The following is a 22,947-nucleotide window of genomic DNA, read 5'->3' as shown; positions in this document are numbered from 1 at the left end:
CATCACCGACGGGTCGATGGAACCGGGACCAGGGCTGGCCCGTCGGACTTCTGCGAGAGGGACGACGACATGGCCCACAGCGCCGTGGTCGACCAGGTGGTCACCCGGATCGTCGCCGCCGAGGGCGGCTCGGGCGGCGGGCACGGGGGCGAGGTCAACCTGATCCTCCCCGACCTGTCGACCGTGACCGTGCTCGGCGGCCTGTCCGGCCGGATGCTGCTCGTGCTGGGCCTGGGCGTGTGCGTCCTGGGCCTCGGCTTCGGCGTCGCGACGTTCCTGCAGCTGCGCCGGCTGCCCGTGCACACGTCGATGCGCGAGGTCGCCGAGCTCATCTACTCGACCTGCAAGGCGTACCTCGTCCAGCAGGGCAAGTTCCTGCTGGTCCTGTGGGGCTTCATCGCCTCGGTGATCGTCGTCTACTACGGGTTCCTCGTCGGGCTGCCGTGGGGCCGCGTCGCCGTCGTCATCGCGTTCAGCCTCGTCGGGATGGCGGGCTCGTACTCGGTGGCGTGGTTCGGCATCCGCGTCAACACGTTCGCGAACGCCCGCACCGCCTTCGCGGCGCTCGAGGGCAAGCCGCTCCCGGTGCACCGGATCCCGATGCGGTCCGGCATGTCGATCGGCATGGTCCTGATCAGCCTCGAGCTGTTCATGATGCTCGTGATCCTGCTGTTCCTCCCGGCCGACCTCGCGGGCGCGTGCTTCATCGGCTTCGCGATCGGCGAGTCCCTCGGCGCCTCGGCGCTGCGCATCGCGGGCGGGATCTTCACGAAGATCGCCGACATCGGCTCCGACCTCATGAAGATCGCCTTCAAGATCAAGGAGGACGACGCACGGAACCCGGGCGTCATCGCCGACTGCACGGGCGACAACGCGGGCGACTCGGTGGGCCCGAGCGCGGACGGCTTCGAGACCTACGGCGTGACGGGCGTCGCGCTCGTGACGTTCGTGCTCCTGGGCGTCGGCGAGCCCGCGGTCCAGGCCGCGCTCCTGGTGTGGATCTTCGTCGTGCGCGCGGTCATGGTCGTCGCCTCGGCGCTGTCCTACCTCGCGAACGACGCGTGGACCACGGCGCGCTACCGCGGCGCCGAGCGGATGGACTTCGAGAAGCCGCTCACGTCGCTCGTGTGGGTCACCTCGGTCGTCTCGATCGCCGCGACCTACCTGACGACGTACGTCGTGCTCGCCCCGAGCACGACCGACGGCATGTGGTGGAAGCTCTCGACGATCATCAGCTGCGGCACCCTCGCGGGCGCGCTCATCCCCGAGCTCGTCAAGACGTTCACCTCGACGCACAGCAAGCACGTGCGCGAGGTCGTCAAGAGCTCGCGCCAGGGCGGCGCGTCGCTCAACATCCTGTCCGGCCTCGTCGCCGGCAACTTCTCGGCGTTCTGGCTCGGGATCGTCGTCGTCGGCCTCATGGGCGGCGCGTTCCTCATCAGCGACCTGGGACTCGACGCGTACATGGTCGCGCCCGCGATCTTCGCCTTCGGCCTCGTGGCGTTCGGCTTCCTGAGCATGGGCCCGGTGACGATCGCGGTCGACTCGTACGGGCCCGTCACGGACAACGCGCAGAGCGTCTACGAGCTCTCGGTCATCGAGGAGGTCGAGGGCGTCGAGGACGAGATCCGGCGCGAGCACGGCTTCGACGTCCGGTGGGACACCGCCAAGCAGATGCTCGAGGAGAACGACGGCGCGGGCAACACCTTCAAGGCCACCGCGAAGCCGGTCCTCATCGGCACCGCCGTCGTCGGCGCGATGACGATGATCTTCTCGATCATCATGGCACTCACGGGCGGCCTCACCGAGGGCATGGCGAACCTGTCGCTCATGCACGCGCCGCTCCTGCTCGGCCTCGTGACCGGTGGCGCGGTCATCTACTGGTTCACCGGGGCGTCGATCCAGGCGGTGACGACGGGCGCCTACCGCGCGGTGGAGTTCATCCGGACGACGATCCGCCTCGACGGCGAGGCCAAGGCGTCCGAGGCGGACTCGCGCCGCGTCGTCGAGATCTGCACGCAGTACGCGCAGCAGGGCATGCTCAACATGTTCCTCGGCGTGTTCTTCCTGACGCTGTCGTTCGCGTTCGTCGAGCCGTTCTTCTTCATCGGCTACCTCGTGTCGATCGCCGTGTTCGGCCTCTACCAGGCGATCTTCATGGCGAACGCGGGCGGCGCGTGGGACAACGCGAAGAAGATCGTCGAGGTCGACCTGCACGCCAAGGGCACCGCGCTGCACGACGCGACCATCGTCGGCGACACGGTCGGCGACCCCTACAAGGACACGTCGTCCGTCGCGCTCAACCCGGTCATCAAGTTCACGACGCTGTTCGGCCTCCTCGCGGTCGAGCTCGCCGTCGTGCTCGCCGACCAGGGCCGGCAGACGCTCGTCACGACGCTCGCCGCGGTGTTCTTCGCGATCGCCGCGTTCTTCGTGCACCGCTCGTTCTACGGCATGCGGATCCGCACGTCGCTCACGGACGACGACGACCCGGCCTCGACCGGCGGGCCCACGTCCTCCGCCCCCGAGGCCGCTCCCGCCGACGTCGAGCCGGCGAGCTACGAGGAGGTCGGGCGATGAAGGTCGCCATCCGGTACGAGTCCGCGGTCGTCGACCCGGACGGCCACGTCGCGGGGCACGACGCCGGCGCGACGCTCGTCCGGCGCCTCCTGCGGGTGTTCCCCGGCGCGCTCGTCGTCGGCGCGGGGCCGCGCCGTCACGCGGGCTTCGACGTCCTCCCGCTGGAGTTCGTCGACGGCTCGGACACCGTCGTCATCACCATGGACGTCCTGGACTCCGTGAGCGTGTGGGAGACGCTGCGCCGCACGTGCGACGAGCCGAAGGTCATGAACTTCGTCTGGTGGAGCACGTCGCAGAACCGGCACCGCGTCGAGCGGAGCGCGCTCGCGCTGTCGTGCGCGCTGTTCCCGACCTTCGCCAACTCGGAGCGCACCGCGGCCGAGGTCCGTGAGCTCGTCGCGTTCTGGACCGTCCCGCAGCTCGCCGAGAAGGCCCGCGTCGCGTGGGTCAACCTCGGCATCCGCCTCGAGCACGTCCAGCCGCGCCGCGAGACGTCGGTGCCCGTCGTCCTCTACCCCGCGATCTACCTGTCCGAGCGCAAGCAGCCGCAGCTGTTCCTCGACGTCGTCGCGCGCGTCGCGCGCCGCACGCCCATCCGGGTCGAGGCGCGCCTGCACGAGTCGCACCTCATCTCGGACGACGCGATGGCGCTGTCGCGCCACGAGTGGGCGTGGGTCGGCCCGCTCACGGCGACGCGCGAGGACTACTGGCACGCCCTGGCGCGCACGACGGCGTTCCTGGCGACCGCGTCGGAGGAGTCGTACGGCCTGGAGTACATCGAGGCGCTCGTGGCCGGCGCGGTCGGGGTCTTCCCCGACCGGCCGTGGGTCCACGCGATCCTGCCGCCCGGCTACCCGTTCGTGTACCGGACGCCGTTCGAGGCCGAGGAGATGCTCCTGCGCGCCGTGACCGAGCCCGACGTGTGCCGCAAGGAGCTCGACGAGGTCGCGGGCGGCGACTTCGTCGAGTGGCTGCGCGCCCGGCACGACGACGACGCGTTCGAGCGGGCGATCGCGGAGCGCGTCGAGGAGTGGTTCGGGCCCGTCGCGCACCTGTGACTCACGTGCGCAGCGGGTCCTGGTCGCCGTAGGGCACGAGCCGCAGACGGCGGGCGTCCGCGGCGAGGATCTCGTCGGTGCGGGAGACGAGCTCGTCGACGGTGTCGGCGCCGGCGCGGAAGAACCGGCCCGACAGGGCGTCGAGCCGTCCCTCGCCGATGCCCACGAGCAGGTCGACGCTCGCCTCGACGGGCGTCCACTCCTCGCGGTCGTCGTGCAGCGGCATCGAGCCGGTCATGTCGGTCCGGACGACGCCGGGGGCGACGTCGAAGACGCGGACGCCCCGGTCGCGGTACTGCGCGTCCACGAGCGTCGTGAGCCGCGCGAGCGCACCCTTGCTGATCCCGTACCCCGTGTAGCTGCGGCTCGCGTGGTAGCCGGAACCGGAGTTGACGTTGGCGATCCGCCCGCCACCGCGCCGCACCATGCCGGGCAGCACGGCGTGCGTGACGACCATGGGCCCGCGCACGTTGACCTCGACGACGCGCCACGCGTCCTCGACGTCGTCGTCGGCGAACGGGCCCTCGGTGCGCTCGATCACGCCTGCGTTGTTGACCACGAGGCCGAGGCCGTCGAGCTCGCGCTCGGCCGTCGCGACCACGTCGCGCACGCCGTCGGCGTCGGTCACGTCGACAGCCAGGACGAGGGTGCGCACGCCGTCGGGCGGCCCGGCCTGCTCGATCTCGGCCGCGACGGCCTCGAGGTGCTCGCGCGTGCGGCCCACCAGGGCGACCGACCACCCCGCGGCGGCGAGGCCCAGGGCCAGGCCCCGGCCGATCCCTCGGCCTGCCCCGGTGACGAGCACGGTCCGTGGTGCGTCGATGCTCGTGGTCATGATCCCCATCGTGCCCGGGTCCGCCCGTGCGCGCACAGGGGCACGTGCCCCGGGCGGCGCGCCGTCGGTGGTGCGGACGTCAGCCCGCCACGAGCCCGACCGCGAGCGCGAGCATCACGACGCCGACGACGACGTCGAGGACGCGCCAGGTCGACGGGCGCCGCGCCCAGCGGGACGCCCACCGCGCGCCGAACCCCAGCCCCGTGAACCACAGCGCGCTCGCGACGAGCGCACCCGCAGCGAACCACCACCGGTCCGCACCGTGGTCCTGCGCGAGCGACCCGAGCAGCAGCACCGTGTCGAGGTAGACGTGCGGGTTGAGCCACGTGAGGGCGAGCGTGACGCCGACGACGGCGCGCAGGCGTCCGCGGTCGTCCGGCCGGGCCGGCTCGAGCGCACCGGGACGTCGGGCCGACCACAGCGACCGCAGGCCGAACGCCGCGAGGTACGCCGCGCCGACCCACCGCATGCCGTCCACGAGCCCGGGGTGCCGGTCGACCACCGCACCCATGCCGGCGACGCCGACCGCGACGAGCACCGCGTCGGAGACCGCGCAGATCGCGACGACCGGGCCGACGTGCTCGCGGAGCAGGCCCTGGCGCAGCACCCACGCGTTCTGCGCGCCGATCGCGACGATGAGCGACAGGCCGGTCACGAGACCGGTGAGGACGACGGGAGCGACGGAGAGCACGCGGCGACGCTACGGCCGTGCACCGATGAAGTGAAGCGACAGTTCCTTCGCCGTCATTAGCATCGCTTCATGCGCGTCCGACCCGAGCAGCTCGCCGCCCTCGCGGCGATCGTCGACCACGGCACGTTCGACGCCGCGGCCCGCGCGCTCTCGGTCACCCCGTCGGCGATCAGCCAGCGGGTCCGCGCCCTCGAGGCCGCGGTGGGCCACGTCGTCGTCGTCCGCACCTCCCCCGCACGCACGACGCCCGCGGGCGACGTGCTGCTCCGCATGGCGCGCCAGCAGGCGCTCGTCGAGTCCGAGGCCCTCGCAGCGCTCTCGGGCACGGACGCGCCGACGCGCGAGGTCTCCGTCGCCGTGAACGCCGACTCGCTCGCGACGTGGTTCCGCGCGGTCCTGGCGTCCGCCGCCGGCTGGACGGACGTCACGCTGCGGCTGCACGTCGAGGACCAGGACCACTCGAGCGCCCTGCTGCGCTCGGGTGCGGCCGTCGCGGCCGTGACGTCCGACGCCGAGGCGGTGCAGGGCTGCTCGGTCGAGCGGCTCGGCACGATGCGCTACGTGCCGGTCGCGGCACCGTCGGTCGCCGACCGCCTGCTCGCCCGCGAGGGACCGGGGTGGGCGGGGACACCCGTCGTCCGCTTCGACCGCAAGGACGAGCTCCAGGACCGCGTCCTCGCGGCGCAGGGTGTCCGCGTCCCGCCGCCGACCCATCACGTGCCCTCGCCCGGCGGGTTCGTGGCCGCGGTCCGGGCGGGCCTGGGCTGGGGCGTCGTGCCGCGCGACCAGCTCGGCGACGACCTGACCACCGGTCGCCTCGTGCGCCTCCCCGCCGACGACGTCGAGGTACCGCTGCACTGGCAGTGCTGGCGGCTGCGGACCGCGACCGTGGACCGCCTCAGCGCGGCCGTCCGCGCCGCGGCCCGCACGCTCGACGCGTGATGCGGGCCGCGACTCAGAGGCCGTCGGCGACCGCGGCGGTGACCTGGAGCCACGCCTCCCGGCTCTCGCGCGACAGGGCCCCGACGTCGAGCGGTCCCCCGCCCACGAGCGCGGCGTCGTACGGCACGTCGATCACAACGCGGGTCAGGCGGCCGAAGTGGTCGTGCAGCCGGCGGGCCAGCGCGGCGTCACGTCGTGTCGCCGGGTCGGACAGCACCGTCACGGCGTTGCGGACGAGGTCCTCCTTGCCGGCCGCCCGCAGCGCGTCGACCGCCCAGGCCGCCGACTGCGACGTGTCCTCGCGGACGGTCGAGACGATGACGACCTGGTCGGCCGCCTCGATCGCGGCCTGCCAGTTCGACGCGCGCATGTTGTTGCCCGTGTCCACGACGAGCAGCCGGTAGAAGCGCGACAGCGTCCGGTGCAGCGCGCGGAACGCCGCGGCGTCGATCGAGGCGGCCGACGCGGCGTCCTCGTCCGACGCGAGCACGTCGAACTGCGCCGACTGCGAGCGCACGTACGCGTCGAGGTCGCCCACGCGCGCACGGCTCGGGTCGTCGAACCGCGGGAGGTCCGCGAGGAGGTCCACCGCGGTGCTCTGGTGCCGCCCGTGCTGGGACCGCCAGCCGAGCGTGCCGCGCGTCTCGTTGTTGTCCCACGCGAGCGTGTAGCCGCCGCGGTAGGAGCCGAATGTCGCGGCGACCAGGAGCGTCGCAGTCGTCTTGTGCGCGCCGCCCTTCGGGTTGATCACGACGACGGTCTTGGGCCCGTCGAGGTCCCGCTGGACGCGTGCGATGGCCGACCGGTGGCGCTGCTCGGCCGGCCCGGGCGGGAGCGCCACGAGGCCGCCCGTCAGCCGGCCGAGCGCACCGCGCCAGCCCCGCTGCGCGGGACCCGCGGGGGCCTCGGGCCGCGACGCGAGCAGGTCCCCGAGCGTCGGGAGCGTGCCGGTGGTGTGCGCCCACGGCGACCCGGACGCGTCCGTCCCGGCGGCCGGCGACAGGCCGGACGTGGGGCCGGCTGTCGGGGCGGACGGCGGGGCTGATGGCGGGGCGGACGTCGGGCCGGCGGTCGCCGGGCGCACGGGCGTCGAGCCGGCCGGGCGCGCGCTCGTCCGCACGGGCGCGGTCGGCACGGCGGAGCCGCCGGACGCCGCCGGGGCGTCCGCGTCCAGTCGCGGGACCGGTCGGGTGTCCTCGAGGTCCCGCCGCGCGGACGGCGACGGCCAGGACGGGCGGGGCGGACCGGGCCGCTCGCCTGCTGCCGAGTCGGGGGGCGGGCCCACCCAGCGCACGTCGTCGACCTCCGGCTCCTCGGGGACCTGCGCGGGCATCACGGGCGACAGCAGCGGGTCGGGCACGACAGGCTCCGGGGCGGTGGGGACGGGGGCTGCCACGTCGGCCGGACCACGCGCGGCGGCCTCGTCCGGGACGTCGGCCCGCTCGTCGCCGGGCGGCGCGGCCTCCGCGGCCGCGGCAGGCGGCGGCTCGACCGGCTGCGTGTCCTCGGACGGGACCTCGTCCTGCTGCGCTCGCACGCCCTCGTCCGGGTGCTCGTCCTCCTGCGCTCGCACGCCCTCGTCCGGGCGCTCGTCCTCCTGCGCTCGCACGCCCTCGTCCGGGCGCTCGTCCTCCTGCGCTCGCACGCCCTCGGCGGCGCGCGCTGCCTCCGGGGTCCGGTCCCGCTCGGCGTCGGCCCCGTCCTCGGTCGCGTCGCTCGTCGCGGCGGGTCCGGCAGGGGACGCGGCCGGGGTCGTCGGCGAGGGTGCGCGGACGGGGCGCAGACCGCCGCCGGGCACGACGGCGGGCGCCCCACCCACGACGGTGCCCCGCTCCGGCGTGGCCGCGACCACGTGCTGCGCGCCGGTCGCCGCGTCGTGCGCCGGCGCGCCGGACGGGCCGCCCGACGAGGCACCGTCGTCGGCGGGTGTCGAGGGCTCGCCGTCGGGGCGTCGTCGCAGCGTGCCGGGCTCGCGGACCTCGACGCGCGGCACGACGACCTCGTCCCCCGCCGTGCCCTCGCTCGCCGTCGCGCCCGCATCCGGTGCGGTCCCCTGGCCCGGTCCGGTCCCCGCGGTCGGTGCGGTCCCCGCGGTCGGTGCGGTCGTCTCGGGCGCCGACTCGCGCGTGGGCTGCTCCGCGGCCTGCGCCGCGAGCCGCAGCTGACGTCGGGTCAGGCGCGGCGGCTCGTCCACCGGCCCCTCCGTCGCGCCCTCGCGGTTGTCGTCCACGCTGCTCCCCACCTCGCCTGCGGCACGGCGCGCCCGAGCGCACGTGCGGCACGAACCTACGCCGTGGCCTCCGGTCGCGCACGGTCAGACGATCTTCGCGGAGGTCCCGGCGGGTGGTCCAGCGGGCGGTCCGGCGGTTGGGGCCGCCGTCGTGACGTCAGGCGCCCGACCCCGTGAGCCGGGTGCGTGGGCGGCGTCGGGAGCGACGCAGCACGGCGCGCCGCTGGATGAGGGCCATGCGGCGCAGCTCGCGCTCGAGCGGGTCCTGCGTCCCGGCCGCGGGACCTCCGCGCGCCGGGACGGGCGCCGTCGCCGTCATCGTCCGGCTCCGAAGTCGAGGTGCTCCTCGGCGACGGCGAGCACCGACCAGATCGCCCCGGAGTCGCTGACGAGCTCGTACGTCGGCACCAGCACCGACGCGCCGTCGGTCAGCGTGTGCAGCGCCCCGCCGAGCCGCGCCTCGACGATCGTGACCTCGTCGACGCGCCACGCGAGGCTGCTGCCGGGTTCGAGCGAGCCGGGGACCTCGGGCGCCGACGGCGCCTCCTCGACGCGCGGCTCCGAGCCCTCGGCGTACGCGATCGGCATGCCACCGGACGCGAACCGCGGGTCCGACAGCCGCTCGACGGCCTCCGTCGGGCTCACGACGTCGTACTCACCCAGGTCGACGAGCGGCGCGAGCGAGCCGTAGAGGGACTGGAGCCCCGCGCCCGTGAACGACGCGCTCCACTGCAGACCGCTCCGGCGGCCGTCGACCACCTGGTGCGCCGTCGCGTACGTCCACTGCTCGTCGCCCCACTCCTCGCCGACGACCTCGTACGCCTCGGTGTCGACACCGAGGCGACCCAGGGCGTCGGTCAGCTGCGCGGCGGCCTCGTCCGTCGTCGGCGCGGGGCCGAGGTCGCGCTGCGTGCACGGCTCGACGGGCAGGTCGGAGGACGACACGTCCTCGCCGCCACCCTCGGTCACGGGCACGTCGCCGCACGCCCACGGGTCCTTGGTCGGGTCGTAGTAGCTGAAGGAGCCCGTGCCGTCCGGGTAGAGCTGGACGGTGGCGGCGGTGCCGTCGTTCGGCCCGGCCGACCACATGCCGTCGACGAGCGCGGGCGTGCCGTCCACGCCGAGCGCCGCTGCCGCGTCGGCGACGGTCTGCTCGGTGAAGGCCGCCGCGGCGTCGAACGACCACGCGCGTCCGGTCGTGCGCTCGTCCGACAGGCCGGACGCCGTGAACGTCGCGCGACCCGACCACCCCGGTGCCGCCATGTCACCCACGGCGTCGGAGCCGGCGGACTCCGCCGCACCGGCCGCGGACGCCGCCTGCGGCCCGACGGCGAGCCGGTCCTCCGCGGGCGCACCCTCGGGCGCACCCTCGACCGCGATCGCCGGGGCGGGTGCGTCGTCGCGCTGCGCGGCTCCGACGGCGTACCCCCCGCCGCCGCCGACGACGAGCGCTGCCGCGGCCACGGCCGCGACGCGGGCCGCGAGCGGGACCCGTCGACGGCGCGCGAGCTGGTCCGCGGGCGCCGCGGCGACGCGCGCGTCGACCGCGGCACGCAGCGCGACGAGGTCGGGCTCGGACGCGGCACCCGGGTCGGCCGCGCGCAGGCGCGCCTCGGGGTCCGCCGGTGCGGTGCGGGCTGCCTCGTTCACGGTGACCTCCGGGGTCTGCTCGTCGTTCACCGTGCCTGTGTCGCGGACGGGCCGGTGCTTGCACCGCTCTCCGCGCCACCCGCCCGGCCGCTCATCCCACCCGGGCCCGCTGGGACGTCGTCGCGCGGGGTCGCCTCGTCGGTGCCGACGGCGTCGTCGGCGTCACGCTCGGCCCAGACCTCACGCAGCCGCGCCCGCGCGCGGGACAACGCCGCGTCGGCCCCGCCCCGGCTGATCCCGAGCACCTCGGCGAGCTCGGCACCGCCCAGCCCGTCCCAGGCGTGCAGCAGGAGGATCCGCCGGTCCCGCGGCGTGAGCGCGGACAGCGCGCTGCGCACGTCGTCGTCGGCGATCGCGAGGTGCGCCGGGTCGGCGTCGTCCACCTCCTCCGGGACGTGCTCGACCGGGACGGGCCGGCCCTTGCGGCGGTGGTTCGCGAGGACGAACCCCGCCGTCCGGTACAGCCACGGCAGCTCGGCCTCGGCAGGCACGTCGTCGCGGCGGCGCCACGCCGTCGCGAGCACCTCCGCCGTGAGGTCCTGGACGTCGTCGGCGGCGGCGCGGCGCGCGAAGTAGCGGTGCAGGGCCGTCGCATGGGACCGGAAGAGGTCCTCGAACCACTGGTCGTCGTCGCGCACGAGGGTCCTCCTGTACCGGGGCGCCCACCGCCAGGGCGCCTACCGTGAACTGTGTCGCGGTGCGCACGGATCTTGCACGGGGACGCGCGGGAGGAGGGCAGTCCCGTGTGCGGCGTCCCACCCGTCGGCCTACTGTCGCGGTGAGGGAAGGAGCGCGACATGACCGAGACACCCGAGGCGCGCGACGCGCGTGCTGACGACAACCGCCTCGCGCCGGCCGACGAGCCCAGCGCGTTCGCGGACGCCGACGTCGACGAGGTCGCCGAGGGCGACGCCGAGGAGACGCAGTACGACCTGCGGTCGATGCCCGAGGAGACCAACCCGGTCGCGGACGACCCGGGCAGCCAGCTGAACTTCTGAGGCTCGCGCACGCCCGCGCGCCTACGCTGCGGGCGTGCGCGTCCTCGTGAACGGCCCGGCCAGCTGGAACACCCTCGTCGCGCTGCCGCACCTGCCGGAGCCACGGCCCGGGATGCTCACCGCCACCACCTGGTGGGAGGGCCTGGGCGGGACGTCGGCGGGCAAGGCGCTGTCGCTCGCGCGCCTCGGGGTGCCGACGCTGCTGCGCACGGTCGTCGGCGAGGACGCCGCGGGAGGTCGCGTGCTCGACGCGCTGCGCCACCCCCTCCTCACGGTCGTCGCGCAGCGGGCCCCCGCCTCGGAGCGGCACCTCAACCTCATGGCGCACGGCGACCGCGTCTCGGTGTACCTCGACGCGCCCGACGACCCCGGTGAGCCGCCGGACGCCGTCGCCGCGGCCCTGCACGACGCCGACGTCGCGGTGCTCGACCTCGCGGCGCACTCGGTGCCGCTGCTCGAGCGCGCGCGGCGCGCGGGCACCGAGGTGTGGTGCGACCTGCACGACGACGACGGCGTCGCGTCGTTCCACGAGCCGTTCCGGGCGGGAGCCGACGTCGTCGTCGTCAGCGCCGACCGCCTCGACGACGCGTGGGGCTACCTCGCTGCGCGCGTCGCGGGCGGTGCGCGCTGGGCCGTCGCGACACGGGGCGCACAGGGCGCGATCGCGCTCGGCGCCGACGGGCGACGGCACGAGGTCGGCACCGCGCACGTCGACGTCGTGCGGGACACCAACGGGGCGGGCGACGCGTTCGTCGCCGCGATGCTCACGGCACGGCTGCTGGGTGCCGCCGACGACGAGGCGTTGCGCTGGGGTGCCGCCGCCGGGGCGCTGTGCGTGGCGTCGCGCGAGCTCGTGGCGCCCGACCTGTCGGTCGAGCGCGTGCGCGCGCTCGCAGGGACCGTCGAGCACCGGACCGTGTGAGGGCCGGCGGTCCCGAGGTGGTCGACGACGCGCACGACGGGTCGGCGCACAGTCCCGGGGCGCCCGCACCGTGCTCGCGACCCGAACCGCACCGCGCGCGAGCCCGTACCGCGCCGCCCCGGGACGCACGAAGGCCCCGGCTCCCTCGCGGGGGCCGGGGCCTTCGTCAGTCCTGCGGTCACCTCACACCGTGGTGTGGGGGACCTGCGCCGGGAACCGGCGGGAGGACGTCAGCTCAGATGGGCGTGACGTTCGCGGCCTGCGGGCCCTTGGGGCCCTGGTTGACCTCGAACTCGACACGCTGGTTCTCCTCGAGCGAGCGGTAGCCGCTCGAGTTGATCGCCGAGTAGTGGGCGAAGACGTCGGCCGAGCCGTCGTCGGGGGCGATGAAGCCGAAGCCCTTCTCGGCGTTGAACCACTTCACGGTGCCAGTAGCCATGGTGCTCTCCTTCTGGAGTTCTGCCGGACCCGACCTTCGGGTCCCTCTCATCGCGGTGTTCGTGCGTCCGCTCTCCAGAAAGAGACAACGCGCCGGGCTGTAGGCCGCGGCGCGTCAAGACGTCAAGCACTGCAACTTCGAGACCGAGCCTAACGGACACATCGGCCGCGCACCACCCCTACGGCTAGGCTCGCTGCGCGTGAGGCCCTTCCTGCTGCTCGGCACGCGTGATGACGACGCCGTGGCGGACAGCGAGGCCGCTGCGTTCCGCCGCTTCGGCGGCCTCGACGAGCACGAGCTCCACCGGGTGCGCCTCGAGCGCGAGGCCATGCCGCGCATCGACCTCGACGACTGGTCGGGGATCATCGTCGGCGGGAGCCCCTTCTGCACCAGCGACCCCGAGGACGAGAAGTCGGCGGTGCAGAAGCGCGTCGAGCGCGAGCTCGGCGCGCTGATCGACGAGGTCGTGGAGCGCGACGTGCCGTTCCTCGGCGCGTGCTACGGGATCGGCACGCTCGGCGCGCGCACGGGCGGCGTCGTCGACCGCACCTACGGCGAGCCCGTCAGCGCGGTCCCGGTGACGCTCACCGACGCGGGTCGCGCCGACCCGGTGCTCGGCGCGCTCCCGCCGGTCTTCGACGCGTTCGTGGGCCACAAGGAGGCGCTCAGCACGCCTCCGCCGGGCGCCGTCGTCCTCGCGGGCTCGCCCGCGTGCCCGGTGCAGGCGTTCCGCCTCAAGGAGAACCTCTACGCGACGCAGTTCCACCCCGAGCTCGACGAGCCCGGGGTCGTCGAGCGCGTCCGGGTGTACCGCGACGCCGGGTACTTCCCGCCCGGCGAGCTCGAGCGCGTCATCGAGAACCTGCGCAGCTCCGTCGTCGAGCACCCGCCCACGCTGCTCGCGGCGTTCGTGCGGCGCTACGCGCGCGACTGACTGCGGCCCGGGGCAGGCGCGCGGGTCCGCAGACCGTCCCGGACCGCCCCCCGGGTGACGTTCTCAGAGACGGTCGAGCTCGGGCAGCTCGGCCTCGGGGTCGAAGCACGGCGCCCGGAGGAGGCTCATGGTGGCCCAGCCCGTCGCGAGCAGGCCGGCGTCGGACGCGGCGTCGCGCGACCGGTCGATCTCGGCGTAGCTCACCTGCAGCGCACCGGGCTCGTCGAGCGTGTCGACGCGCGCCTCGACCGCGCCGAAGCGCGCGAGCGGCGCCTTGCGCAGCCCCCTGACCTCCGCGGCCGGCAGGTCGGGCACGTTGAGGTTGAGCACGCCGTCCTCGGCGGGGCGCGTGACGAGCCACCGCAGCCCGTGCGCGGCGACGAGGCCGGCCGTGTCCCAGTGCCGCGGGTCCGAGGCGTCGAGCGACACGGCCATGCCGTGGATGCCGTGGGTCACGGCCGACATCGCCGCGCCGACCGTCCCGGAGTGGATGACGGCGTGCCCGGTGTTGGGACCACGGTTCACGCCCGAGAGGACGACGTCGGGACGCGGGCCGAACGCCTCGTGCGCCGCGAGGAAGGCGATCAGGCCGGGTGCGGCCCCCACGGCGAGCGACTCGACGCCGTCGGGCAGGTGCGGCGGTGCGAGCCGCTCCGTCGCGAGCCGCCCGTCCTCCGTGGCGCCGAACAGCGACGCCGACGCGCCCGAGTACTCGGTCGCGGGTGCGACGACGAGCACCTCGTAGCCCGCGTCGAGCCCGACCTGCGCGAGCACCGAGAGCCCGCGCGAGCCGATGCCGTCGTCGTTGGTGACCAGCGCACGCATCACGACCCCTCCCGTCGGTCGCCGTCGAGGTCGGTGACCTCGACCTCGACGACGTACCGCTCGATCTGCTCCCTGCGGCCCGAGCCGAGCCCGTGCCGCGTCACGTTCAGCGCCCCCGCCGCGGCACCCAGACGCGCCGCGTCGACGAGCGACGTCCCGCGCGCGACGCCGACCGCGAGGCTCGCCGTCATCGAGTCGCCCGCACCGCGGTGCTCGACCGGGGTCACCGGGGGCGTCACGACGAGCGCGGCGTCGTCCGGCTCGACCACGAGGGTCGGCTCCGCCGCGCGCGAGACGACGACCGCGCCGGCTCCCCGCTCGATGAGGCCACGCGCGCCGGCGACGAGCTCGTCGAGCGCGTCGCCGTCCGCGAAGCCCCCGTCGACCATCTCGGAGTGGCTCATCTTCAGGACGTCCAGACCCTCGTCGACCGCGCACGCGGCCGCCCGCCCCGACAGGTCGGCCACGACCCGCCGCCCGGCGGCACGCAGGTCCCGGGCGAGCCGCGCGAAGAAGTCGTCGGGCACGGTCCGGGCCGGCTCGGCACCCGTGAGGACGACGACGTCCGCGTCGAGGGACTCGACGAGAACCGCGCCGAACAGGTCGTCGAGGTCGTGCCGCCCGACGAGGGTCGGGTCCATGTGGGCGACCTCGTCGCGCTCGCCGCGGCGTCGGTCGTGCACGTACGCGCCGTTCGTGCCGTCGTAGGGGGTCGCGCGGACGCGGTACCCCTCGCGCTCGGCGAGCGTGAGCAGCGCGGGCCCGATCTCGCCGCCGAACGGGCTGCACACAACGACGTCGGCGCCGAGCACCGCCGCCATGCGGGCGACCCAGAGCCCCTGCCCGCCCGCGTGGACGTGGACCTCCGGGTCCCCGTCGGGGGCCTCCTCGACCGTGACCGTCAGGAGGCTCGTGACCCCCAGGACGCACACCCGGGTGCTCCGCTCGCCCACCGGCTCCACTCCCCTCGCCTCAGGTCCGAGTCTCACGTCGGGGCCGCCCGGCCGCACCCGGAGCGCGCCCTCCCGCAGGTCGCCGTGCAGGTAGACGGCGTCGAGGGGTGAAAATCCCTGCTTCTCGTCTGTGAGCGTTCACACCGGGCCAGGACGTGCCGATGGAGACGGCATGTTCACGATGACGGAACTCGAGCTCGGTGGTTTCGTCGCGCCGGGGCGGGAGCCGTCGGCCGACCTCACCCTCAGGCTGGCCCAGCGGGTCACGGAACGCCTCGCCCGGACCTCCGAGCCGGACCCCGTCCCGTGCGCCGCGCGTCCGTACACCGGGTTCGTGCACCGCGACGGTGCGTGCCGGTGCTTCTTCGGCGGGCCCGCCCCCGAGTTCCCCCCGGTGGCCGGCCCGCCGGCCCGCCTGCCCTTCGCGTCCTGAGCCCGCCGACCGGCGGGTCGACCGGCCGGTCGGCGGGCTCGTCGTCGTCAGCTCGCCGGCCCCTGCCACGTGGGCTGCTGCCACGCGGGCGGCTGCTGCCACGTCGGCTGCTCGTCCGGCATCAGGACCCACAGGATCGGGTAGATGATCAGCTGGCTGCCCGGCAGGATCATGAGCGCGAGCACGAACAGCACGCGCGCACCCCACGGGCTCAGCCCGAAGCGGCGCCCGAGGCCGGCGCAGACGCCGCCGAGCACGCGCCCCTGTCGCGGGCGGACGAGTCCCTGGTTCCGCAGGTCCTCATGGATGTTCACAGTGCCGTCTCCTTCGTCCCGACCGGTCGGGCGGTGCGCCTGCCGGTGGTCCCATCGTCGGTCGCGGACGTCTCGTCACGCGTCCGGGCAGGACCCTGAACGGGCCCTGATCCGGCCCTGACGCCGCCCTGAGCCGGACCCCCGACCCCGCCCGGCGCGACGGCTCCGCGCACCCTGGCGGCGCGGGTGCGCAGCCGCGTCGTCACGGCGTGGACGACGACGGTGAGCGCGATCGCCCCGGCGAACACGCCCAGGGCCGCGACCGGGCTCTCCATGACCGTGGGGTCGACGACCATGACGGCGGCGAGCGCGACCATCGTCACGCCCGCGACGAGCTTGAGCAGCCGCCCGTGCCGCTCCTGCATGCGCGTGGCGCGCATCGTGACGACGGCGAGGCCGAAGACGGCGAGCTCGTCGAGGAGGAACGGCACCATGTACGCGCCGAAGAGCCCCGCCGCCTCGGCCGGGCCGACGCCGTTCGCCTGCAGCAGGCCCGTCCACAGGACCGGGAAACCTGCCGTGCACGGCGTCTCGAGCAGCGACACCGCGACCGCGAGGGCGACGGTCGCGAGCAGCGCGGGGACGAGCCGGTCGGCACCGGCGGCGGCCCTCATGCGGCGGTAGAGCCCGGGCTTCGCGGAGTCCGCGATCGACAGCGACACCCCCTTCCTGAACGCGAAGTAGTCCTTGATCCCCACGACCCCGACGACGCCCGCGACGACCGCGACCACCGCCTGGATCGCGCCCAGGTGGCTCGCGACCGTGAGGGCCGAGTAGATCCCGGCCATGTAGAGCGCGTACATGCCCGCGGTGACGAGCAGGAACGTCGTGCCGACCGCCACGACGCGGCGCCGGCTCGCGGTCCGCACGACGATCGTCAGCAGCACGGAGACGGCCCACAGCGAGCACGGGTTGATGCCGTCGACGAACCCGATCGCGAGCGTCGACGCGAGCAGCGAGGACCGGCCCAGGTCCACCTCGCCGATCAGCGGCACGTCGACGCTCGCGGCCGCACCGGCCTCGCACGTGAGGGACGCGTCGTCGCACGTGCCGCTGCCGGGGGTCCCGTAGACGCCGGCCGGGACGGAGCGCCCCGCGGACGCGTCGTCGAGCGCCGCCTCGAGGTCCGCGGCGATCTCGTCCGTCCAGCCGATCCACACGCGTCCGCCCAGGACGGTCGTCGGGACCGAGGACGCCTCGAAGCCGAGCTCCTCCCCGGTACGCACGAACAGCGCGCGGTTCGCGGCGTCCCGCCAGACCTCGTGCTCGACGACCGTCAGACCCGGGTACCGCGACGCCGCGTCCTCGAGCCAGGCGGACTGCTCACGGCACCTCGGGCAGCCCTCTCCCGTGAACCGGACGAGCGTGACGTCGTCGTCGGCGGTGGCCGTCGCGGCGACCGGGGCGGCGACCGACGGCGTCGGGCCCGCCGGCTGCAGGGCGGCCGCGGGAGCGGCCGCGAGCGCGAGGGACGCGACCAGGAGCAGGAGGACGCGCGCGGTGCGGTGCACGAGTCGTCGGACCGGCGCTCGCGCGCCGATGCACGGGGTCATGCCTGGATTGTCGGCAGCCGTCCGTCGGACGGGATGGGGCCGAGGTCCCCTGGTCGGCAGACGCCGAGGTCAGAGGACGAGGTCGAGACGTCGACCGTCAGAAGTCGTCGAGGTCCAGCTCGAACCAGACCGTCTTGCCGCCGTCGTCGTGCACCTCGACGCCCCAGCGCGTCGACATCGCCTCGACGATCGCCATGCCGCGCCCGCTCACCGCGGACGGGTCGGTGGCCATGACCACCGGGCTCGCCGTCGCGCCGTCGCTCACCGACACCCGGGCGATGGTCTCGTCGACCGCGAGCTGGACGCCGACGCCGCCGTCGCCCGGGCCGTGGAGGACCGCGTTCGCGAGCAGCTCGCTCGACAGGAGCTCCAGGACCTGGTTGGCCATGCCGGTCGCGCCGCGGGCCGCGGCGGTGCGCACCACCCAGTGCCGCCCGACGGCGACGGACTGACGCTCGCCGGGGAGGAGGATGCTGTCGACCGCGAGCGCGAGGTCCTCCTCGGCGGCGGCCTCGGCGGCCTCGGCCGCGTGCTCGGCGACGTGCCCGTCGGAGGCGACGAGCCTCAGGGTGCGGCCGGAGGACGTGCGCCGCGCCCGGTCGCCCGTCATGTGGTCCTCCCTCTCGTCGCCTCGGGGCACCACCCTGCCAGCCGGCCGGGCCGGGCACCTCTCCTGGGCCGCAGCCCGACTCCCCTCAGTCTGACATCTCCTCAGGGTCGGTGCGCTCCGGCGTCCGGCCGCGGCGCCCGCCGGGACGTCCGGCCGGGAACCGACGGCCGGACAGGTGCGTTCACCGGGTGCGCCGACCAGGCCGCCCCCAGGGGAACCAGGAGGAACCGTGCCGCAGCCCGTCGTCACCGTGCCCGAGGACCTGCCCACCGTCGTCGCCGAGGCGTCCGCACCGCCGTTCGACCCGGCGGCCGACCTGCTCACCGAGCTCGACCGGCAGGTCGAGCTCGTCCTCACCCTCGGCGTCGGGCAGGTGCTCGGCCTCGCACCCGACGACGTCCGTCGGCGCGTCGAGCCACTGCGCGCGGCGCTCGGACGGCTGCTCGTCGACGGCGGGCCCCCGGCCGACGCCGACGCGGTCGCGCGCGAGGACCACGTGCCCCTCGTGCTCGTCCTCGACGGCGGCACGGCCGGCGTCGTGGAGACCGTGCCCGCGATGCGCCGCGGCGCGCGGCGCGGGGTCAGCGTCCTGCCTCGCGACGAGCTGGCCGGCTACACGCCGCTGCCGGACGTCGAGCCCCCGGCCGGGCCGTACCTGCTCCTCGACGTCGACACGGGAGGCGACCTGCGGGGCGTGACGCCCGAGGACGCCCTGGTCCGGGTGCGTGGTCGCGGGCGGACGCCGCTGACCGTCGCGGAGGGCGTGGCGCTCGTCGTCGTGCGGCCCGACGTGCTGCGCCCCAACCGGTGCTTCTCGCTGCCGGGCGCCCGGGCCGGCGACCAGCGGGTGCCCGCCGTGTGGATCAGCGAGCGGCGACCGAAGCTGGGCTGGTGCTGGGACCGCAACCCGCACACGTGGCTCGGGACGGCGCACGCCGCCACGCGCCTGGGCGGCTGACGGGACCCGTCCTGCGGGGCGTCAGCGCTCGATGAGTCGCGGGATGCCGGGCGGGGCGGCCGCCGAGAGCTCCAGGTACTTCGCCTCGGCGCGGTGCAGCCGGACGTGCTCGTCGAGGGTCCAGGTCGGGCCGTTGCGCAGGACCGTCCCGCACGAGCACTCGAGCGAGACGGTGCCGTCGGCGTCGGCGGCGAGGGTGCCGACCGTGTAGTGCGTCGAGCGAGCGCGCGCCTTGGCGTCGCGCAGGGTCGCGCTGACGGGCTCGGGGGTGTGGTCGGGGGCCGTCACCACCCCAGTCTCGCGCATCGTGCCTATCGTGGGACCACCCTCGCTCCCGTCGAGACCGTCGAGCCGTCGTCCCGCATGGAGGCCGCCGTGTGCCGCAACATCCGCCCGCTGCACAACCTCGAGCCCGCGACGACGCCGCAGGAGGTCCACGACGCGGCGCTGCAGTACGTCCGCAAGGTCGCGGGGATGACGAAGCCGTCGCGCGCGAACCAGGAGGCGTTCGACCGAGCCGTCGCCGAGATCGCGCACGTCACCGAGCACCTCCTCGCGGACCTCGTGACGTCCGCGCCGCCCAAGGACCGCGAGGTCGAGGCCGCGCGACGGCGTGCCCGCTCCGCGGCGCGCTACGGCGCGCCGTCGTCGGCAGCGACGGAGGCCGCGGCCGCCGTCTGAGGTACCTCAGACGCCCGTCGGGGCACCTCAGGCCGCTCGGCCGCCCGCGACGCCGGGAGGATCGGGCGGTCGTCCGATCCCCGGCCGACCCCCTCACGCGCACCGTCGTCCCCAGAGGCACCCGCCTCGTCGACAGGGAGGACGCACGATGAGCGCCGCATGGGACGTCACCACCGAGGCCGAGGTCCGCTACCGCCGCGAGCGTCTGCTCGACGCCGCGCGGCCGCGCGTCCCCGCTCGCACCGCCGACCGCACGACCGGCCGCAGCACCGCCCGCAGCACGGCCCGGGCCGCGGGCCGGATCGGCTCGACGCTGCGCGCCGTCGTGCGGCGCTCGACCGGCCGCGGCACCCCGGCCGTGCGGCCGACCCCCCTCCCGCCGCACCCCGCCGGGGTGGGACGATCCGCTGCGTGGCGATGACGAGGTTCGTGGGCCGGTCGGCCGCGGTCGACCGGCTCATGGCCGCCGTCGACCGGGCCGCCGCGGGTGACCCGTCGACGGTGCTGCTCGGCGCGGACGCCGGGGTCGGCAAGACGCGCCTCCTCGCGCACGTCGCGGACCTCGCGGCGGCGCGCGGGGCCACGGTCGTGACCGCGGGCTGCGTCGACCTCGGCGAGGTCGGCGTGCCCTACCTGCCGTTCGCCGAGGCCCTCACCCGCCTGAGCTCGACGACCGGCACCGTCGACGCCCTGGTCCGCACGCGGCCCGCGCTGCTGCGTCTGGTTCCCGGCGGCGAGCCGACGGCGGCGGCCACCGACGACGAGGCGGGGCGGCTCCAGCTGTTCGACGGCATCGCGGCGGCCCTCGCGTCGAGCGGTCGCGCGGGCGCGCCCATGGTGCTCGTCCTCGAGGACCTCCACTGGGCCGACCCGTCGAGCCGCGACGTCCTGCGCTACCTCGTGTCACGGTTCCGCACCGAGCACGTCCTCGTCGTCGCGAGCTACCGCACCGACGACCTGCACCGCCGTCACCCCCTGACGGGGGTCGTGGCCGAGCTGTCCCGGCACCCGCGGGTCGAGCGGCTCGACCTGCCCCCGTTCAGCGCCGAGGAGCTGCGCGCCTTCGCCGCGGCCGTCGTCGGCGCCGACGTCACGGAGGAGACGCTGCGCACCGTCGCCGAGCGCTCCGAGGGCAACGCCTACTTCGCCCAGGAGCTCCTCGAGGCCCCCGACGGCTCGCTGCCGTGGTCGCTCGGCGACGTCCTCCGCGCGCGCATCGACCGGCTCGACCCCGCCGTCGTCGACCTCGCGCGCCTCGCCGCGGTGTCGGGGCGGACGGTCAGCGAGGCGCTCCTGCGCGCCGCGTGGGCCCATCACCCGGCCCACCACCCGGCCCACCGTGCGGGCCTCCAGCCGGCCGACGGCTCCGACGTCGACGCGGTGCTGCGCGAGGCCGTCGCGGGTCACGTGCTCGTCGCCGAGGACCGTCGGATGGCGTTCCGGCACGCGCTGCTCGCCGAGGTCGTCGCCGCCGACCTGCTGCCCGGGGAGACGTCCGCCGCGCACCGCGCCTACCGCGACGCGCTCGTCGTCGACCCGACGCTCGGGTCCGCCGCCGTCCTGGCCCACCACGCCCGGCACGCGCACGACGCACCGACCGCCCTGCGCGCGTCCCTCACGGCCGCCGACGACGCCGCACGCCTGCTCGCGCCGCAGGAGGAGCTGCGCCACCTCGAGGTGGTCCTCGAGCTGTGGGACGCCGTCCCCGAGGGGGAGCGACCCGCCGTCGACCCCGCCGACCTCATGATGCGCGCGGCGTCGGCGGCCGCGCGGGCCGGCCGCGACGAGCGCGCGGTCCCGCTCGCGCGGACGGCTGTCGACCGCGCCGCCGACCCCGCACGCCGCGCGGTCCTGCGCGTGCAGCTCGCGCGGCACCTGCTCTCGATCGAGGACGAGCGCGAGGCCTTCGAGACCGCGGGCCGCGCGCTCGACGAGCTCTCCCCCGACGCGTCGGCGCCGGACCGGGCGTGGGCGCACGCGGTCCGTGCGCGGACCGCGCTCGGCACCGACGAGGACGACGAGGCACGACGGCGCGCCGAGGAGGCGGTCGGCATCGCGCGGTCGGCGGGGCTCGCGGACGTCGAGGCCGACGCGCTGGCCACCCTCGCGGTGCTGCGCGTCGACGACCCGGACGAGGCCGCGCGGCTGCTGGGCGCGGCCCGCGAGCGCGCGGCGCAGGCCGGCGACCTCCTGACGCAGCTGCGGTGCGACTACAACCTCGCGGCGACGTGGTTCTACGCGGGCCATCTGCCGGCCGCGGACCGCGAGCTGCGGACGGGCCTGGACCACGCGCGCCGCGCGGGCCTGACGTGGCACGGCTTCACGGTCCAGATGCAGCTCCTCCAGCACCTGGTCCGGTTCACGCGCGGCGACCTGAGCCCGCCCGAGCCGCCGTCGGCCGGTGCGCCGCCCGTGGCCGCGGCGAGCCTCGCCGCGGTCCGCCTCTACAGCGCGGTCGCGCGTGGCGACGACGACGTGGTGGACGCGGCACGTGCCCTCGAGCCCGCGGGGCGGGTCGACGGCCAGGTCGCCCTCGTGGCGGGCGGCTGCCACGTCGACGCGCTCGCGTGGCGGCGCCGGACCGAGGAGGCGATCGCGCGCGCCGAGGCCGTCATCGAGCAGATGAGCCGTGCGTGGAACGACTTCTTCCTCGGCGGGATCTGGATCGCCGCGCTCGCGCTCGGTGCGCTCGCCGACGGGGCCGCGGACGACCGGGTGCACGGGCGGGCGACCGACGACGCGCTGAGGCGGGGCGACGCGCTGCTCGCGCGTGCCGTGACCTCGGCGCAGCGGGGGCGGCCCCGCGGCGGTCGCCTCGGGCCCGAGGGCCGCGCCTGGCTCGCCCGCGCGCACGCCGAGCACGCGCGGTTGCACGGCGAGCACGCCGTCGCGCTGTGGACCGCGGCCACCGACGAGTTCGGGTACGGCCACCGGTACGAGCAGGCCCGGTCGCGGTACCGCCTGGCGGAGGCGCTCCTCGGCGCGGGCGACCGCGACGCCGCACGTACCGAGGCCGGCGCGGCGCTCGACGAGGCCCGGGCGATGGGCGCGCGACCGCTCGTCACGGCGGTCGAGGCGCTCGGCCGCCGCGGACGGCTCGAGCTGCCCGGCGCGCGCACGGGCGGCGACGTCCTCACGAGCCGCGAGGAGGAGGTCCTGCGGCTCGTCGCCGACGGGCTGAGCAACCGGCAGATCGGCGAGCGCCTCTTCATCAGCGGCAAGACCGTGAGCGTGCACGTGTCCAACCTCCTGGCGAAGCTCGGCGCGACGGGGCGGGCGGAGGCCGTCACGGTCGCGCACCGCCGCGGCCTGCTGGGCGTGGGCAGCGACGCGCACTGACC

At 75.6% G+C, this 22,947-nt stretch carries 24 protein-coding genes; 11 read left to right on the top strand and 13 right to left on the bottom strand.

Annotation, left to right across the window (positions count from 1 at the left end; all coding sequences use genetic code 11):
* Positions 1-69: 69 nt before the first annotated feature.
* Both IEV86_RS08730 and IEV86_RS08725 read left to right on the top strand, forming a co-directional pair.
* The gene (locus tag IEV86_RS08730; RefSeq protein ID WP_081978758.1) at positions 70-2,580 is read left to right on the top strand and encodes a sodium-translocating pyrophosphatase; all 2,511 of its coding nucleotides are present in this window, start codon (positions 70-72) and stop codon (positions 2,578-2,580) included.
* The gene (locus IEV86_RS08725) at positions 2,577-3,638 is read left to right on the top strand and encodes a hypothetical protein (protein WP_043606999.1); all 1,062 of its coding nucleotides are present in this window, start codon (positions 2,577-2,579) and stop codon (positions 3,636-3,638) included. The genes IEV86_RS08730 and IEV86_RS08725 overlap by 4 nt, the downstream gene beginning before the upstream one ends.
* Position 3,639: 1 nt before the next feature.
* Here IEV86_RS08725 and IEV86_RS08720 read toward each other — a convergent pair whose 3' ends face one another.
* Together IEV86_RS08720 and IEV86_RS08715 are read right to left on the bottom strand one after the other, a co-directional pair.
* On the bottom strand, positions 3,640-4,473 hold the full coding sequence (locus IEV86_RS08720; RefSeq protein WP_043607025.1) for an SDR family NAD(P)-dependent oxidoreductase: 834 nt from the start codon (positions 4,471-4,473) through the stop codon (positions 3,640-3,642).
* A gap of 79 nt (positions 4,474-4,552) precedes the next feature.
* Positions 4,553-5,164: a LysE/ArgO family amino acid transporter gene (locus IEV86_RS08715; protein WP_052426243.1), complete on the bottom strand. Its 612-nt coding sequence runs from the start codon at positions 5,162-5,164 to the stop codon at positions 4,553-4,555.
* 69 nt (positions 5,165-5,233) lie between these two features.
* Here IEV86_RS08715 and IEV86_RS08710 point away from each other — a divergent pair, with 69 nt between their 5' ends.
* Positions 5,234-6,106 (top strand): LysR family transcriptional regulator ArgP, encoded by an 873-nt coding sequence (locus IEV86_RS08710; protein WP_043607001.1) that lies wholly within the window; start codon positions 5,234-5,236, stop codon positions 6,104-6,106.
* A 13-nt stretch (positions 6,107-6,119) separates the two neighbouring features.
* Here IEV86_RS08710 and IEV86_RS08705 read toward each other — a convergent pair whose 3' ends face one another.
* From IEV86_RS08705 to IEV86_RS08690, 4 genes are all read right to left on the bottom strand, one after another.
* A complete protein-coding gene (locus tag IEV86_RS08705) occupies positions 6,120-8,336 on the bottom strand; it encodes a hypothetical protein (protein ID WP_188484627.1) in 2,217 nt (738 codons plus the stop codon).
* A gap of 157 nt (positions 8,337-8,493) precedes the next feature.
* On the bottom strand, positions 8,494-8,655 hold the full coding sequence (locus IEV86_RS08700; RefSeq protein WP_161784093.1) for a hypothetical protein: 162 nt from the start codon (positions 8,653-8,655) through the stop codon (positions 8,494-8,496).
* The gene (locus IEV86_RS08695; protein WP_188484626.1) at positions 8,652-10,016 is read right to left on the bottom strand and encodes a hypothetical protein; all 1,365 of its coding nucleotides are present in this window, start codon (positions 10,014-10,016) and stop codon (positions 8,652-8,654) included. The genes IEV86_RS08700 and IEV86_RS08695 overlap by 4 nt, the downstream gene beginning before the upstream one ends.
* A complete protein-coding gene (locus IEV86_RS08690; RefSeq protein ID WP_081978884.1) occupies positions 10,013-10,624 on the bottom strand; it encodes an RNA polymerase sigma factor in 612 nt (203 codons plus the stop codon). Before IEV86_RS08690 ends, IEV86_RS08695 begins: the two co-directional genes overlap by 4 nt.
* A gap of 159 nt (positions 10,625-10,783) precedes the next feature.
* Here IEV86_RS08690 and IEV86_RS08685 point away from each other — a divergent pair, with 159 nt between their 5' ends.
* On the top strand, positions 10,784-10,984 hold the full coding sequence (locus IEV86_RS08685) for a hypothetical protein (RefSeq protein ID WP_043608778.1): 201 nt from the start codon (positions 10,784-10,786) through the stop codon (positions 10,982-10,984).
* Between the two features lie 34 nt (positions 10,985-11,018).
* On the top strand, positions 11,019-11,906 hold the full coding sequence (locus tag IEV86_RS08680; protein ID WP_043608781.1) for a carbohydrate kinase family protein: 888 nt from the start codon (positions 11,019-11,021) through the stop codon (positions 11,904-11,906).
* A 235-nt stretch (positions 11,907-12,141) separates the two neighbouring features.
* Here IEV86_RS08680 and cspE read toward each other — a convergent pair whose 3' ends face one another.
* Complete coding sequence (gene cspE / locus IEV86_RS08675) at positions 12,142-12,345, bottom strand: transcription antiterminator/RNA stability regulator CspE (RefSeq protein WP_043608786.1); 204 nt, start codon at positions 12,343-12,345, stop codon at positions 12,142-12,144.
* A 199-nt stretch (positions 12,346-12,544) separates the two neighbouring features.
* On the opposite strand from cspE, the gene IEV86_RS08670 reads away from it, so the two are divergent.
* Entirely contained in the window at positions 12,545-13,279 is a 735-nt protein-coding gene (locus IEV86_RS08670) for a glutamine amidotransferase (protein WP_043608787.1), read from the top strand.
* A gap of 63 nt (positions 13,280-13,342) precedes the next feature.
* Here the strand turns inward: IEV86_RS08670 and surE are convergent, their stop codons facing one another.
* Both surE and IEV86_RS08660 read right to left on the bottom strand, forming a co-directional pair.
* Positions 13,343-14,104 (bottom strand): 5'/3'-nucleotidase SurE, encoded by a 762-nt coding sequence (gene surE, locus IEV86_RS08665; protein WP_043608802.1) that lies wholly within the window; start codon positions 14,102-14,104, stop codon positions 13,343-13,345.
* The gene (locus tag IEV86_RS08660; protein ID WP_152605725.1) at positions 14,104-15,057 is read right to left on the bottom strand and encodes a PfkB family carbohydrate kinase; all 954 of its coding nucleotides are present in this window, start codon (positions 15,055-15,057) and stop codon (positions 14,104-14,106) included. Before IEV86_RS08660 ends, surE begins: the two co-directional genes overlap by 1 nt.
* 172 nt (positions 15,058-15,229) lie before the next feature.
* Here IEV86_RS08660 and IEV86_RS08655 point away from each other — a divergent pair, with 172 nt between their 5' ends.
* Entirely contained in the window at positions 15,230-15,490 is a 261-nt protein-coding gene (locus IEV86_RS08655; RefSeq protein ID WP_043608791.1) for a hypothetical protein, read from the top strand.
* A 47-nt stretch (positions 15,491-15,537) separates the two neighbouring features.
* Here IEV86_RS08655 and IEV86_RS08650 read toward each other — a convergent pair whose 3' ends face one another.
* The 3 genes from IEV86_RS08650 to IEV86_RS08640 all read right to left on the bottom strand — a co-directional run bounded on the left by IEV86_RS08650 (position 15,538) and on the right by IEV86_RS08640 (position 17,967).
* Positions 15,538-15,804: a PspC domain-containing protein gene (locus tag IEV86_RS08650; RefSeq protein ID WP_043608794.1), complete on the bottom strand. Its 267-nt coding sequence runs from the start codon at positions 15,802-15,804 to the stop codon at positions 15,538-15,540.
* Positions 15,801-17,357 (bottom strand): thioredoxin domain-containing protein, encoded by a 1,557-nt coding sequence (locus IEV86_RS08645; RefSeq protein WP_052426461.1) that lies wholly within the window; start codon positions 17,355-17,357, stop codon positions 15,801-15,803. Before IEV86_RS08645 ends, IEV86_RS08650 begins: the two co-directional genes overlap by 4 nt.
* 97 nt (positions 17,358-17,454) lie before the next feature.
* On the bottom strand, positions 17,455-17,967 hold the full coding sequence (locus IEV86_RS08640; RefSeq protein WP_229734565.1) for an ATP-binding protein: 513 nt from the start codon (positions 17,965-17,967) through the stop codon (positions 17,455-17,457).
* A gap of 229 nt (positions 17,968-18,196) precedes the next feature.
* Between IEV86_RS08640 and IEV86_RS17910 the strand changes: the two genes are divergently transcribed.
* The gene (locus IEV86_RS17910) at positions 18,197-18,925 is read left to right on the top strand and encodes a DUF5701 family protein (protein WP_052426462.1); all 729 of its coding nucleotides are present in this window, start codon (positions 18,197-18,199) and stop codon (positions 18,923-18,925) included.
* 21 nt (positions 18,926-18,946) lie between these two features.
* Here the strand turns inward: IEV86_RS17910 and IEV86_RS08630 are convergent, their stop codons facing one another.
* A complete protein-coding gene (locus tag IEV86_RS08630; protein WP_052426463.1) occupies positions 18,947-19,231 on the bottom strand; it encodes a hypothetical protein in 285 nt (94 codons plus the stop codon).
* A 69-nt stretch (positions 19,232-19,300) separates the two neighbouring features.
* Between IEV86_RS08630 and IEV86_RS08625 the strand changes: the two genes are divergently transcribed.
* The 3 genes from IEV86_RS08625 (at position 19,301) to IEV86_RS18185 (ending at position 22,945) form a co-directional block, all read left to right on the top strand.
* Positions 19,301-19,606 (top strand): DUF2277 domain-containing protein, encoded by a 306-nt coding sequence (locus IEV86_RS08625; RefSeq protein WP_043608812.1) that lies wholly within the window; start codon positions 19,301-19,303, stop codon positions 19,604-19,606.
* A 148-nt stretch (positions 19,607-19,754) separates the two neighbouring features.
* Positions 19,755-20,027, top strand: a complete 273-nt coding sequence (locus IEV86_RS08620) for a hypothetical protein (RefSeq protein WP_043608798.1) — start codon at positions 19,755-19,757, stop codon at positions 20,025-20,027.
* On the top strand, positions 20,024-22,945 hold the full coding sequence (locus IEV86_RS18185) for a helix-turn-helix transcriptional regulator (RefSeq protein ID WP_188484649.1): 2,922 nt from the start codon (positions 20,024-20,026) through the stop codon (positions 22,943-22,945). The genes IEV86_RS08620 and IEV86_RS18185 overlap by 4 nt, the downstream gene beginning before the upstream one ends.
* Positions 22,946-22,947: the final 2 nt, after the last annotated feature.

The sequence above is a fragment of the Cellulomonas carbonis genome, assembly GCF_014636275.1.
GTDB classification, from domain to species: Bacteria; Actinomycetota; Actinomycetes; order Actinomycetales; family Cellulomonadaceae; genus Actinotalea; species Actinotalea carbonis.
This window is presented reverse-complemented; position numbering and strand designations above follow the sequence as displayed.